Below are 14,455 nucleotides of genomic sequence, written 5' to 3'. Positions count from 1 at the left end.
ACTAATTTTTCAATCAGTCTTATTGACCGGAATGTTCAAAATAGAAATAATACGTAATATAATATATTAGTAATACATTATATTACGTACATTTTCTTAAAATGAATCAAGCAAAATATGTTCAATCTCACGAGCGCTGTATCTTTTCAGACCGAAGATTATATATTTGTTAGCCTTTTGTGTTCGCCTATAGAACGTTTTGCGGTCTATTTGATACTTATAAGGGGTAGAACCAGCATCTCCGAGTAAATCGGACATTACGTAATATTCAGAATACTACGCGATGCCCGACATGCCTTTTTATTATAAATGTATTCTCTTGTTCATATCAATATGAAACTCTCCATATGGATTGATATGATTGTAAATCATGGGCGTTAGCGCCCGATAATCTTCAGCTTCCATCTTGTTTTGCCATTCTTTTTTACGTAGCACCGATTGGATTTTTAGTGTGTTCATATAAATCATGCAATTCTGTATGAGTTGGAGACTGAGCATCGCTATTTCTTGTTCTTCCAATTGGTTGTGGCGAATTTCGCCACCTTGGCCAAAAAAGACGAAATCACTTGCGGAATGCCAGTTTTCCACCGTATTTAAACCGGAATGAATTTCTTTTCGTAGCTCTTCCGACATGAGATAGTCGCATAGAAACATCGTTTTTATCACTTTACCTAATTCTTGAAAAGCGAGATAGGTAGGGTGCGAACTATTTTTGGAAAATTGCTTTAAAATAGCCTCGGTATCTGCGGTATTGATACGTAGCGCTGTCGCATACTTCACCATTTCGTTATACTGTCTGTGAATAAGATCCCAGTTGATGGCTCGCTTCGCAATAACAGGGGAGATATGCTCATATCGATCACTAGCCGATGCTTTATATAACTTTTGCGCATGTATATTTTTGAAACGTGATAACAATTCATAGCCTAGCAAGTGGCAAAATGCGAACCCTACAGCGCTTTGACCATGTGTATCTACATAATTGCGATCCACTTCTTTTGCTGTGCCATGATGAAGTAAGCCATGCAGCATCGCTGCTACTTCCGATGATTTTGGCGCATTCACTTGCGAGTGAATACACATGGATTTTTCTTCAATATGCCAATAAACAGATACGCCAGGACCACGATATCTTGGGAACCATTGCGTTCGTAGATTTTGATCGTAAGCTACGACACGAGAAGAATCGGAAGCGCAAGAAGTGCTACCCTTGCCCCATACACTCTCTGTACGTTCTGTTAAAATGGCATTCACAATTTTTTGGTTGGCCGCTTTTAAATTTTCGGTATGAATATACTTCCGTTTAACATACAGCAAATCTTTGTAGCTGATGTCCGGACTACCCGATGATACACGTCGTATTCCCGTGTTTGTGCCAATACCATATAAGCATAACAACAACCGTTTTTGAACAGTTTTTCGATCCAGACGTTCATACGTAGCAAGGCTTTGAAACGTCGTCGAAAATCCTGTTCGTAAATCTGTTTCTTTGATAATATCAATGAGATTCGTCATCCACCAACGATCGGTAATTTCTTTCTTCAGATAGGTGAGTTGATGTGGATCCGGACTTAATTCATTTGATGCGACGGCAATCCAACCGTTTTTCTTTGTCAATATGTTCACTTTCTTATTATCTGGCATCGTTGTGTCCAGTAGATGAAGCTTGTCACGTAGCTGCTGCTGTAAACTGTCTATTTTTTCTGCGCCATCTAAGGGCAGCTGAAGCGTTTCATAGTGCTGGACACGATTCTCTTCAAAGTCAGCAGGCAAATAGTCATCTGGATTTCGATAGCGAAAAGCGAAGGATACCCAAATTTCACGACATTTCAACTTATCTTTTAACGCATGTAAGACACATATTTCATAATTAATGCGATTGATTTTTAGCTCACCATTGCTATCTTCTTTAATGACCAAGTCATACCATTTCTTAGGGATAATTTCTGGACCAAGTGGAATATCTTCTGAAGAAGAAAAGGTGATTTGTTTGGATGTATGATATTGCCGCAGTAAGTCAATCGCTTGAATGACGGGTTGGTGCAGGTGGTTATTGGATTTAAATTGAAGCGGTTGCAATATATTCGTCACAGCGGAACGATAGGAACTACTATAGGAATTCCGTATACACCAGTGTACTTTCTCTTGATAAATGGAGTTTTTATATTTTAATTCCTTGACAATATCCCCTACTATTTCTGGAGATGCTACGGAAAAGAGCGTGTCTTTGATAATCCCATTGGGATTTTGGAGCGCACTCTCCAATAAATGGACCAATATTTTATTCTTACCAAATACTTTCTTTACTTCTAGTATTAATTCCATTTTCACTTTTTTCTCCGCACGACCATCGATTTTATGGATGAGTGTAATGAGTAACTCTACAAGGCTATCATGCAATTCCCTTATCTTTAGCCAGAAAAAAGCACTCAGTAATGTATAGCGAACAGTCTCATTATGCCGACTCACTTCTGTCTTATCTTCGGATGTGGCCCGTAGTCTATATTTTTGCAAAATCTTAGCAGGAATATCCGTAAACAAATGATCTGGCAACTCTAAGTCGAGCAGTGTTTGCAGTTTATTTAATTCCATGACTAGGGTGGCTTGACTAAGGCGGCCAGGCCCTAAGCTTAATCTTCTAAATGTGATTTTTGTTGTATCTTCTTTGTCGTTTTCCTCATCTTCTAAATCTCCCCAGTAGGCTAGTAAAGCATCCATCTTTTCCAAACTAGTAGCAGAAAGTTGCTGGTAGGTTGTTTGATAAAACTGCTGCTCTTTTTGCCGAATACGGCCACGTACTAACGTTTCTATTTGCCATTCCGAAGGGATGCTTATTTTTTCTATGCGGTATTTCCTATATATCTGTTCTTTTAACAAGTCTACATCTTGGTTGTACTCGTATATGTTGTCGTCTAGCCAATCTTGCAATGATTTTCTATCCCCTTCATTTTCTTCTCGAAAACCGCAAAATTGTAAAATTTCCTGTCGCTGCCGGTAGGCGGTTTTGGAATCAAATTGGTACGTTGTAAAAGCGTCCGGTGACAGTTGCAACTGCTTCGCTATAAACAAAGGCATATCAGGTGGAATATCTTTCTTTTCTACTGGGAATTGATGCTCCATCTGAAAATATTTTAGCATCACAGCAAACCCAATACGCGTAGCTCTGTATTTCGCTGTAACAAACGCCATTTCTCGACCGCTCAATATAAAAGCTTCTATTTCCTCATCAATCGTCCATTCTTTTTTCATGATGTTTCCCCTATCCATTTTGTTAGGTCAAAGATTTATTGTGTAAATTATATCAAATAGAGGAAAGTATGCAAAGGTTACTTCCAGATAAATAAAGATACTACAAGCTGCTTGAAAATGAACGATATAGACTGTTTTTTCGCATAAACGAATAGAAATGCTTGACGTTCCACTTGCAGATGTTTATATTTATAGATAGATAAGTATCTATTTATAAGGAGGTTTATTGTGACGTATGAAGAAACTGCTCGGCTTTTTAAGGCAATGAGCGACCCTAAAAGAGTTCAAATTATTGATATTCTTTCCTGTGGGGAGTTGTGTGCGTGCGATTTGCTTGAACATTTCGATTTCACGCAACCTACATTATCTCATCACATGAAAGTTTTAATGCAAGCGGGTATTGTACAAAGCAGAAAATCAGGAATCTGGCATTACTATTCCTTAAGGGATGCATCTATATTGAAAGTACAACAAGTTCTAGCTTCTTTTTTGCAAGAAAAAGAAGTGTGTGTTTGTAATAACATACACAAGAAAAAAGAGCCTATAAGCTAATGCTAGCCACTGATTTTGGTTGGAGAGAATCCCAACTATGACTCAGTATAAATGAAACACACCAGCGAGTAATATCTGTTTTTCGCTAGTAGTAAGGGGGAATTATGCAAATCATACTCGCTATTTTAGTTTTTATAATCACACTCGTATTTGTTATCTGGCAGCCTAAAAATCTATCGATTGGCTGGTCAGCATGTGGAGGAGCTGTTATCGCACTACTAGTAGGTGTTGTCACGCTCACAGATGTCGTAACAGTAACAGGTATTGTCTGGAATGCGACGTTAGCTTTTATTGCTATTATCATCATTTCTCTTATCCTGGATGAGATTGGCTTTTTTGAGTGGGCCGCGCTACATATGGCAAGACTCGCTAAAGGGAATGGTATTTTAATGTTTGTACTCATTGCCATTTTAGGAGCTTTGGTAGCCGCGTTCTTCGCGAATGACGGTGCCGCTCTAATTTTGACACCTATCGTGTTGGCCATGGTACGTGCACTTAAGTTTGATGAAAAAAAGGTATTTCCGTTTATTATAGCTAGCGGATTTATTGCCGACACAACATCACTACCACTAGTCGTCAGTAATCTAGTAAATATCGTTTCTGCAGATTTCTTTGGGATCACGTTTTCTCAATATGCGCTTATTATGTGGATACCCAATCTTTTTTCTTTAATTGCAAGTATCCTTGTATTGTATCTTTATTTCCGACGAGCGCTACCGAAAAGATACGATGCATCGGAACTCGTGACACCGGCTTCAGCAATCAAAGACATGAAAATGTTCCATATTTCTTGGGGAATATTAGCTGTTCTAGTTACAGGCTATTTTTTAAGTAGTTTCTTGGAAATCCCAGTTTCCTTTATCGCCTTATTCATAGCACTAACCTTCTTGTTACTTGCTAGAAATAGTCAAGCAGTCCATACTACAACGGTTTTAAAAGGCGCTCCTTGGAGTATTGTATTTTTCTCCATTGGTATGTATGTTGTGGTGTATGGTTTACAGAATGTTGGTATTACAAAAGTGTTAGCAAGTGCTTTGGAACATATCGGAAATTATGGCTTATTTGCAGGCACCATAGGCATGGGGTTCATCGCAGCTATCCTGTCATCGATTATGAATAACATGCCTACGGTGATGATTAATGCCTTGGCTATCGATCACACTTCTTTTAACGGAATCATGAAAGAAGCGATGATTTACGCGAATGTGATAGGCTCTGATTTAGGTCCAAAGATAACCCCTATCGGTTCTTTGGCAACCCTTTTATGGCTGCATGTTTTAGCGCAAAAAAATGTGAAGATAAGCTGGGGCATGTATTTTAAAATTGGTATTGTTATCACCCTTCCCGTCCTATTTATCACACTCGTAGGTTTGTATCTATCCCTACTCATTTGGAATTAATGGAGGCTTGTATTATGAAAATTATTATTATTGGTTCCGTCGCTGCAGGAACAAGTGTGGCGGCAAAAGCAAGAAGAAACACGGAAGAAGACGAGATTGTGGTATACGATCAGGATACCGATATATCCTACTCTGTTTGTGGGATTCCTTATTATATTGGGGGTGAAGTTCCAACATTAGATACCCTAACACCAAGAAATGCAGCATGGTTTCAAAAGCGCTATAACGTCGCGATTCATACGGAGCATCGTGTCATGAAAATTCATCCTGACCAACAAAAAATTGATATTTTAAATCTGAAGACAGGAGAAACAGTGGAAGATTTCTACGACGAATTGGTACTTGCCATGGGAGCAAAACCAGTGACACCTGTTGCCTTTGAATCATTCACAGATGCTAAGGATATTTTCCATGTTAGAAATATTCAAGACGCCAGCACGATACACCACTATATCAAGGAGACGCAACCGAAAACAGCACTCATTGTCGGCGCTGGGTTTATCGGTCTAGAAATGGCCGAACAGTTACAGCAGAGTGGTATCGATGTGACGATCATACAGCGTGGGAATCAAATAATGAAACATCTTGATAGGGATATGGCTTTTCGTGTACAACAAGTATTGGAGAAACAGGGTGTCAAAATCACTTTAAATACAACGATAGAGAAAATCAAGCGCACAGATAAAGAAAAACGTTTGGCAACGATAGATAACCATGCATGCGAAAGAGAATCTGATATGATTATTCTAGCAGCTGGTGTAATACCAAATACGAGCTTATTACATGGAACCAATATAACACTTGGAAGCTCTCGTGCTGTTTCCATAGATGAAAAGATGCGAACGAATATCCCGCATATATCAGCTGTTGGTGATATTGCAGAAAGTTACTCTTTAATCACTGGAAAACCGTTATATCGACCTTTAGGTTCAACAGCCAATAAAATGGGCCGGATTGCTGGAGATACGTTAACTGGCGGATTATTACAACACCGTGGAATTCTGGGTACAGGGATTGTACGCGTTTTTGATATGGTCGTTGCCTATACCGGGTTAACCGAGCAGGAAGCACGAGACGAAGGTTTTGAAATAGAAGTGCTCTACAATATCAAACCTGACAAAGCAGATTATCTTGGTGGAAAAGAGCTCACAATTAAAGCCATCGCTGATCGAAAAACAGGACGTGTTCTAGGTGCTCAAATAACAGGAACACAGGGTGTAGATAAACGAATCGATGTGTTAGCAACAGCCATCACTTTTAAAGCAACAGCAGCGGATCTATTTCACTTAGATTTAGCGTATGCTCCACCATTTGCAACAACAAAAGATCCTGTGTTGTATACTGGGATGGCCTTGGACAATGCGATACATGATAACCCATTGATAACACCTGAAATGCTCATTAGGAAGCAAAACGAAGGCGAGAAAATGCAAATTATTGATACACGATCCAAAAAGCAATTTGAAGCATCTTCTGTCAAGAATGCTATACACATTCCTTTGTCCGAACTCCGAGAACAGGCAACATTACTTGACCCCACTGTTATTACAGTAACCTACTGTAATAAAGGCGTAACCGGCAATGCAGCCCAGAACATACTGAAAAACAAGGGATTCCAAACAGTCTATAATTTGTCTGGAGGCAACAAAAACTACCAACTATATTTACAGTTGATGGGTGACTAAATGATAGTAAACGGTGAAAGATATGCTTTTGTATGGAGAGCATGTTTTTCGCCGTTATTTCATTGTACGTTAAATACACATTAAATCTTGGCGATGATTGCGGAACGAGAAAGAATGGAAAGTAAGAGAAGGCAAGCACAGGGAATTGCGATAGCGAAGGAAAAAGGCGTCTATAAAGGCCGGCCGATTTTATACGCTGCAGATGCAAAAGATCCACAAAAACAGGCAGTATACCATCAGATTATGCGAATGTTAGAAGAAGGTTTGCCAACCAAACGCATTGCGGAGAAAAATCGAGTAACAAGACCGACGAGATATCGGATTAAAGAAGACTTAGCCACGATGTCTACAGAAGATCAGTAGACATAGCTTGCTTCGCATTAAAAATAAGGCCACTATCCGTTATTAAGATTGTGGCCAATAGTAAATAATAGAAGAAACTCGATTCATAAGATATTCCACTCATTATAGTCAGAATATTACGTAATGTCCGATTTGCTCGGAGATGCTGGTTCTACCCCTAACAGCCTGAGATTTAAGTTATTTCAAATAGTTTTTCCTTTTTCAAAAGCTCTTAATTTTTATGTCCATTTTGTTATAACCATTCCAGTATATTAATTGATTTTTGTATGAAGTATAGAATAGATAATTTTTTCCAATTCTATTTTATCGAAGTCTGTGATAGCTTCATTAACAAGATAGTATTCAAAGGGATAACTACTAAATTCACTCAAATAAAAATCGCTGATTAATAAATCCGGCGTGAAGGGTGAAGCATCTGTTGTGTCAAAGAGGATGTTATATGGGAAAGATGTGCGTAATTTATGTTGAATCTGTACCTTCTTATCCCAACTCAACACGTCAACTCTAATATAAATTGGTGGTTCGTAATTTTTGATTTCAGAGCAAGTGATGAGAGCATCATATATACCAAGTACAAGAGCTTTTTTATTTCTAATCTTGTAGTAATAAGATGAACATTTGCTAGAGGATAGAGCTTTTTCCAAATTGTTAAATAAACCAAGATAAAGGCATTTTTTTTGTGGGGATTCTAGTTGAGGAATAAAGTCAGTGCTATCGAAATGAGGGTTAGAGGAACGTATGATTAGGGATAGCACACGCGCTTTAAGTAAAGTATTACCACTAATGAAGCTGGGAATATTATGCTGAAAAAGAGCATCCATAATCTCGTGAAAGATAGACCATTCTTCGGTGTGTCTTGCCTGGTGAAATAAAATAAATTCATTTAAAAAAGGGGAAAAAGGGTGATCAGACACTAAAAAACTTTCGATAATGGATAGCTCAAAATGAACTTCATTTTGATAAAAAGAGTCAGGTATCTCCTCTCGTTTAGCAATGACATGACGTCTAGAACGTTTTGTGAAAGTGAGAGGCACTAAGCCATCTACAAAACGATGTTGCGAGCGTCTCTTTGCTAGTATGGTAATCCAGTGCATTAACCATAACTTCTCTACGATAGAAAACGTGTTGTGTAATTGTCGCTCGATAATCTCAATTTCTAGCGTTGCCTTGTCATATTCGATTGGTAGGGGGATTTTTTCAGATTTATAGATTGTCCAAAAAAGTTCGTGAAAAAAGCGACGGATTGTTTGTTCCGAACCAACGATTGTAAGTGGTTTATAAATTATTTTCAATTCTTTTGGAATAAGCCATTTATTAAGCTGTTTAATCTTATTATAAATGGTGGCTCTACTGACAGAAGCTTTTTTAGCAACATCGGAAACAGATGATTGTTCTTCTGAAAAAATACTGAAGAAGATAAATGAAGAGAGGCTTGTTTCAAATAAATGGATGAGAAGTTTATGAAGTGTGAAATTTTTGGAGCGAACAAAAAGCAACATATGATTTTCGGTTTTAAAATACGATGTATCATCAATGCTAATAAAGAATGTATTCAATTGCTCTAAATAGGAGTAGGCAGAAGCTGTGCTTATCTCTAAATCACGTAACATTTGTTTAAAAGCTATTTTAGGTGAGTCTAAACTGTACAGCATGATTTGAATCATTTTATTCTTTTCTTTGTCGAATAAGGCATTCATGTGTAAAACTCCTTTCATAAATATGTCTAAATTATTCGTAGCATTCTCATTCATTCTAACATTTTTTTACAAAAAATATCATTTCAACAGAATTTTTCGCTTGAGTGATGCATTTTAAATTAATTATTAGTTTTTAATCTTTATTTTTTTACATATGAGAAGAGGTTTTGTGTGTACAATAATAATATAAGTTAGAGAAACAGAAAAAAGAACAGGAAAACTAAATATTTGAACTATACAGTTAGTATATAAGTTCACAAAACGTTCGAAATATTGCTATGTGAACCATAACCACTTATGTTTTTGAAAAAAAAAAAGTGTTAAGATAAACAAGTGAGGTGACTTGTGCTTATTTGTAAAAAAGGAGGTGAGAAAATGCCATATCAAAAGTTATTTGATAAACATGTGATTGGTCGACAATTTAATAGTTGCCAGCTACTAAAATTGTTAGTAGGCAACAACTTATACCCCATAAATCATGAAATAATCCGAGTAAATAAGCAGGATGTCATTTTGAAAGAGGGTAATAGACACAAATACATGTACTTCATCCAATCTGGCTTATTTAGTGTAGCGAAAGAAGGACGAATCAAAGGTTTTTTGAAGGAGTCTGAGGTGATTGGTATGACAAATATCTTAGTAAATGAAGAATCTTCTTTTACTGTCACAGCTTTAACTGGCAGCTTGTTATTGAGATTCACAAAAGAAGATGTGATGTTAAAACTGGTTCACCTACAAGAAGGTCTCTTCTTTTTATATAACGATATAAAAATCATGAACCAATACATGATTCAACGAGATTTACTACAAGTTACTGATGCGAAAGATAGGATTAAGGTTAATATTGCTTATCTTGGGAAACTGTATGGGAAAGAAGATAAGCATCATATTATTTTGCCGAAAGTTTTTACTAAAAAGATAATTTCCAATTTTGTAAATGTAACATCGACAACTGTATATAAAATTTGTAGAGAACTAGAAGAAGAAGGTTTTTTGGGAAAAGACGGGCAGGATATTGAAGTTAATAAAGAGAACGCCGTTTATGAATTAGCTATTGTAGACGAGATGAATAAAGAAAGAGAGGCTTTCTTTTAACCTAAATTTAGAGGAAGTTGGTCTTGTGCCAATGAAAGAGGTGATGCTGAAAAAGTAGTATATATATATAGGTACGACAGATGAGTAAGAAACAGAGACAGGGTCTTTATCAACAAAAAAAATAGTAAAAGAGGGAAATTATGAATAATAAAACAAAAAAAAATATTAGTAGGTCTAGTGGCATTTAATGTACTAGCATCTGCTCCTTTAACCACAATGGCAGCAAGTACAAATGAAATAGCGCCTGTTGGAGTTTCTAAAAGTTCAACAGATACTCGAGCATTAACGGAAAAAAATTTAATTGATATTAGTAATCTCGGTGATGGCGCTAAATTAGGTTACTCCACCTATTCTGATGCAATTACTTTGACACAAAATGGAGTCTTTTCTAATGGATATATTGTAACAAAGCAAAAAATCAATTTGAAAAATAGTTTTACTTTAAAAACTAAGCTTGGTATTGGAGGTGGAGCATCCAAAGCTGATGGTATTTCATTTTTTATGCAAAATGCTAACACCCCTACATTTGGGCCTATAGGGGATGATATGAGGCTTAAAGGTGTTTCTAATACGCTAGGAATAGCTTTTCGTCATCAAACATGGTACTCTCCGGCAAGAAATAATGTGAGTTTCTATACAAAAGATGCTGGATTCTTCGGCTATGTTAATTCTTTTCCAAGTGGAGGTAATTACGATTTAACCATTAATTGGAATTCCTCTACTCAGACACTATCCTATGATTATAGTGGGATTGTCAGAAGCTATAAAGTCACTGATATGGATAAAGTTTTCGGTGGGACAGAGGCGATTATTGGATTCACTGGTGTTATAGGTGAAGGAACTAATACACATGTGCTTTACAATCCAACATTAACTGTCAATACTGGTAAGGAACCAATAATTGATGCGTCAGACAAAACCATTAACGCTGGTGAAAATTTTTCTCCTTTAGATGGGGTTTCGGCTACAGACGTTGAAGACGGCGATATAACTAATAAGATTAAAGTCATTGATAATAATGTAGATACAAGTAAAGGTGGATCTTATAATGTAACTTATTCTGTTACAGATGGTGGTGGTAACACTACTACTAAAACAATCCAGGTGAATGTTAGACCGAAAATGCCTGTTGTTCAGTCAATGAAAGATGGAGATACAACAGTCACTATAACAAATACCAGTCCTGGTGCGATGGTTTCAATGATTCTACCAGATGGAACTATACTAAATAAAGTAGCCGGTGCTACTGGGGAAGTTATTTTTACGACCCCTTCACTAGTAGCTGGAGAGAAAATTAGAGCTTATCAAACTGAAGGTGGGCAAGGCAGCTACAACTATGAAAGAAAGGTTGAAATTACTAAGCCAACTATTCCAGAAATCAAAGAAAGTGATAAGTCGGTAACAGTGAGTGGAAGACCTGGTGCAACCATTACACTCACTTTCCCAGACGGTACAGAGACATCAAAAGCGGCAGATTCGAATGGAAATGCGACATTCGTATTGAATGATATAAAAGAAGGAGATATCATTAATGCCACTCAATCTAAAAATGGACAAGTAAGTTCTGTATCAACAGTGACTGTTGGAAAAACAGAGATAACCGAAGGAACAATCACAGCGAACGATTATACAATTGGTAAGGACAGATATGTAAAAGGTGCTTTAACTGGTGATGTAGTGAAAGCACAACTGGAAGTGAACGGAAAGAAATTCACAACAATCAATGTATCTGGTAGCACATACCAATACTATGCTAAAAAAATAACATCACAAAACCAACCGATCAAGTGTATATCATCGGTTATGATGCAACAGGTAAAGTACTACAAAGAACAAAAGTAAACGTGAAAGCCGAACCAGTGACAACAGGAACAATCACACCGAATGCATATGTTTTAGGAACTGATACGTATGTTAAAGGAACATTCACAGGCGACGTAGCGAAAGTGAGCATCACAGTGAATGGAGTAGTTAAACAAACAATTAACACACCAACATCACCATTCCAATACTATGCGAAAGATAAAATATTGAATCTTACAGACGTTGTAACAGTAACTGCATATGATGCAACAGGTAAAGTATTAGATACAAAACCAGTAACTGTCACAAAAAACAACGGTCAAGCAGGAAACGTAATTGCAGACAGATACAAACTTGGTAAAGACAGCTATGTAACAGGTTCATACACTGGTGATGTAGCGAAAGTTTCTCTAGAAGTGAACGGAACAGAACTACAAAAAATTAAGGTAACAGGCGGTAAGGTTAAATACTATGCGAAACCACAAATCAATTCTACAACAGATGTAGTAAAATTGAACGCTTACAATTCTGCTGGCGTACTAGTAAGCTCGAAAACGGTCTTAATCAGCGCAACGGAAGGTACAGTGACAGCGAACGAATTTGTCCTAGGAACAGATGCATATGTCAAAGGAGTTGTTACTGGAGATGTAGCTAAAGTCGCACTTAAAGTGAACGGTGTTGTGAAATCAGCTATTCCAGCAACGGCAGGATCATACCAATACTACGCAAAAACACTCATTACTTCAGAGACAGACGTAGTAGAAGTTGTTGCATATGATGCTATAGGCGAAGTTCTTAACACAGCTACTGTACAAGTAAGCAAGCCAGCAACTAACGAAACAAAAGGAACTGTCACACCACAAGCTTTCAAAATCGGTACACATTCCTATGTTGATGGTACGTACACTGGTGATGTATCTAAAGTGGAATTGGAAGTTAATGGAGTTAAATACAGCCAAATCCCAGCTAACGGAAATGTTATCCATTATTATGCGGCAGGTTTAATAAAAGATGGGACAGACGACGTGAAAGTAAACGTTTATGATGCAGCAGGTAAATTATTAGACAGTAAACCAGTAACAATTAACGTAGCAACAGGAACAGTGGCAGCTAACGGAGTAAAAGTTGGTGATAGCTATCTAACTGGAACAGCTACAGGTGACGTTTATAAAGTAACATTAAAAGTAAACGGTACAGATCAAGCAAGTGTTGCCTTTGTTCAACCAGATGGAACTTACAAATACTACATCAAAGCCCTCAATCTACAACCAACAGACGTTGTAGAAGTAATCGGACTTGATAACCGTGGTAGACAAATTAATACAACTCCAGTAACAATTACACAATAAGATAACAGAAGCATAAGGGGGGGGAGCTTTACTCCCCTTATGTCATTAAATGAATGAGGTGCACCAAAAATGAAAAAAAATTTTAATCGCAGGAATAACAGCCTCAACGCTCGTATTTGCAGGCGCATGTGGGAATACAGAAGACAATCAAGCTAAACAGACAAAAACAGAAGAAACAGTCAAACAAACATTCAAAACAAAAACAGTCAACAATATCGATATGAAAATCGGTGACATCAAAACCACAGAAAGTGTGAAAAAAGACAAAAATATGGTCAGCATCGCGATGTCCTTCTTAAATAATGATAGTGCTCCAGTAGGTGTTGGCGCTGGTGATTTCAAAATTAAATCTGGTGACAAAACTTATGACATTTTCCCACAAGGGAATAACTTTGGTGATGAGTTCAAACCAAATGAAAAACTAACAGGAAAAGCCTATTTCGAACTGCCGAAAAATGTGAAAAATGGAACACTCTTATACGCCCCAATGGGTAAAGAGCAAGCAAGCTGGTCTATTACAATTCCAGAAGCGAAGTAAAAAAAACCAACCAGAAAGGGTTGTCATATATTGAAATTAGTTGTTATAGGATTAGGTTATATTGGACTTCCAACCGCAATCATGTTTGCCAATCACAATCAAGATGTTTTAGGAATTGATGTGAATGAGAAAGTGATTAAAGAATTGAATACAGGTAAGATCCACATCGAAGAACCAGGATTGCAAGCGGAACTCGATAGAGCTGTTCAAAATGGTACATTCAAGGCTGGTTTGGTTGTAGAGCCGGCAGATACATTTATCGTATCGGTTCCCACACCGAACAAAAATGACGCCTTGAAATCATGTGATCTAAGCTACGTTTTATCCGCAGTAACCAATATTTTACCGATTCTCCAAAAAGGAAATACCATTATTATTGAGTCTACTATTGCTCCCCGCTCTACTGAAGATCACATTTTACCACTCATTGAAAGTACAGGTCTCATTGTAGGAAAGGATGTCTTTCTTGTTCACTGTCCTGAGCGTGTGCTACCAGGTCAAATTATCCACGAATTAATCTACAATAACCGTATTATTGGTGGTGTCACACCGGCATGTACTGAAGCTGGAAAGAAAATCTATAGTACCTTCGTGCAGGGCGAATTGATTGAAGCGACAGCATCAACAGCTGAAATGTCAAAATTGATGGAAAACACGTACCGCGATGTGAATATTGCCTTAGCGAACGAATTGGTGCATATTTCTGCGGAGCTCAATATCACCA

Annotated in this window: 10 protein-coding genes and 1 pseudogene; 9 read left to right on the top strand and 2 right to left on the bottom strand. The window is 37.4% G+C overall.

Going from position 1 to position 14,455, the window contains the following annotated elements:
- Positions 1-303 precede the first annotated feature (303 nt).
- Positions 304-3,249: a Tn3 family transposase gene (locus PRIP_RS13950; protein ID WP_036101844.1), complete on the bottom strand. Its 2,946-nt coding sequence runs from the start codon at positions 3,247-3,249 to the stop codon at positions 304-306.
- Between the two features lie 228 nt (positions 3,250-3,477).
- Between PRIP_RS13950 and PRIP_RS13945 the strand changes: the two genes are divergently transcribed.
- The 4 genes and pseudogenes from PRIP_RS13945 to PRIP_RS13930 form a co-directional block, all read left to right on the top strand.
- Positions 3,478-3,801: an ArsR/SmtB family transcription factor gene (locus PRIP_RS13945; protein ID WP_036101843.1), complete on the top strand. Its 324-nt coding sequence runs from the start codon at positions 3,478-3,480 to the stop codon at positions 3,799-3,801.
- A 104-nt stretch (positions 3,802-3,905) separates the two neighbouring features.
- The gene (locus tag PRIP_RS13940) at positions 3,906-5,201 is read left to right on the top strand and encodes an arsenic transporter (RefSeq protein WP_036101841.1); all 1,296 of its coding nucleotides are present in this window, start codon (positions 3,906-3,908) and stop codon (positions 5,199-5,201) included.
- A gap of 14 nt (positions 5,202-5,215) precedes the next feature.
- Positions 5,216-6,886: an FAD-dependent oxidoreductase gene (locus PRIP_RS13935; RefSeq protein ID WP_036101839.1), complete on the top strand. Its 1,671-nt coding sequence runs from the start codon at positions 5,216-5,218 to the stop codon at positions 6,884-6,886.
- 84 nt (positions 6,887-6,970) lie between these two features.
- Positions 6,971-7,249: pseudogene (locus PRIP_RS13930) on the top strand (helix-turn-helix domain-containing protein); the annotation flags it as partial.
- A gap of 251 nt (positions 7,250-7,500) precedes the next feature.
- Here PRIP_RS13930 and PRIP_RS13925 read toward each other — a convergent pair.
- Positions 7,501-8,946: a helix-turn-helix domain-containing protein gene (locus PRIP_RS13925; RefSeq protein WP_036101838.1), complete on the bottom strand. Its 1,446-nt coding sequence runs from the start codon at positions 8,944-8,946 to the stop codon at positions 7,501-7,503.
- A 375-nt stretch (positions 8,947-9,321) separates the two neighbouring features.
- Between PRIP_RS13925 and PRIP_RS13920 the strand changes: the two genes are divergently transcribed.
- The 5 genes from PRIP_RS13920 to PRIP_RS13900 form a co-directional block, all read left to right on the top strand.
- Complete coding sequence (locus tag PRIP_RS13920; RefSeq protein WP_036101837.1) at positions 9,322-10,041, top strand: Crp/Fnr family transcriptional regulator; 720 nt, start codon at positions 9,322-9,324, stop codon at positions 10,039-10,041.
- A 177-nt stretch (positions 10,042-10,218) separates the two neighbouring features.
- Positions 10,219-11,883, top strand: coding sequence for an immunoglobulin-like domain-containing protein (locus PRIP_RS17810; protein WP_036101836.1), 1,665 nt, complete (start codon positions 10,219-10,221; stop codon positions 11,881-11,883).
- Complete coding sequence (locus tag PRIP_RS13910; RefSeq protein ID WP_149023838.1) at positions 11,829-13,193, top strand: immunoglobulin-like domain-containing protein; 1,365 nt, start codon at positions 11,829-11,831, stop codon at positions 13,191-13,193. Before PRIP_RS17810 ends, PRIP_RS13910 begins: the two co-directional genes overlap by 55 nt.
- 79 nt (positions 13,194-13,272) lie before the next feature.
- Positions 13,273-13,731 (top strand): DUF4352 domain-containing protein, encoded by a 459-nt coding sequence (locus PRIP_RS13905; protein ID WP_077913024.1) that lies wholly within the window; start codon positions 13,273-13,275, stop codon positions 13,729-13,731.
- Between the two features lie 30 nt (positions 13,732-13,761).
- A partial coding sequence (locus tag PRIP_RS13900) for a nucleotide sugar dehydrogenase (protein WP_036101833.1) occupies positions 13,762-14,455 on the top strand: 694 nt, incomplete at its 3' end.

The organism is Paenilisteria riparia FSL S10-1204 (assembly GCF_000525995.1).
GTDB classification, from domain to species: Bacteria; Bacillota; Bacilli; order Lactobacillales; family Listeriaceae; genus Listeria_A; species Listeria_A riparia.
The sequence above is the reverse complement of the archived record's forward strand: the minus strand, read 5'-3'. Positions and strand labels throughout refer to the sequence as shown.

What these genes read in the sequence shown, in the direction of transcription:
- PRIP_RS13920 (WP_036101837.1), top strand. Translation starts at nt 9,322, where the DNA reads ATGCCATATCAAAAGTTATTTGATAAACATGTGATTGGTCGACAATTT.
- PRIP_RS13935 (WP_036101839.1), top strand. Translation starts at nt 5,216, where the DNA reads ATGAAAATTATTATTATTGGTTCCGTCGCTGCAGGAACAAGTGTGGCG.
- PRIP_RS13940 (WP_036101841.1), top strand. Translation starts at nt 3,906, where the DNA reads ATGCAAATCATACTCGCTATTTTAGTTTTTATAATCACACTCGTATTT.
- PRIP_RS13925 (WP_036101838.1), bottom strand. Translation starts at nt 8,946, where the DNA reads ATGAATGCCTTATTCGACAAAGAAAAGAATAAAATGATTCAAATCATG.
- PRIP_RS13950 (WP_036101844.1), bottom strand. Translation starts at nt 3,249, where the DNA reads ATGAAAAAAGAATGGACGATTGATGAGGAAATAGAAGCTTTTATATTG.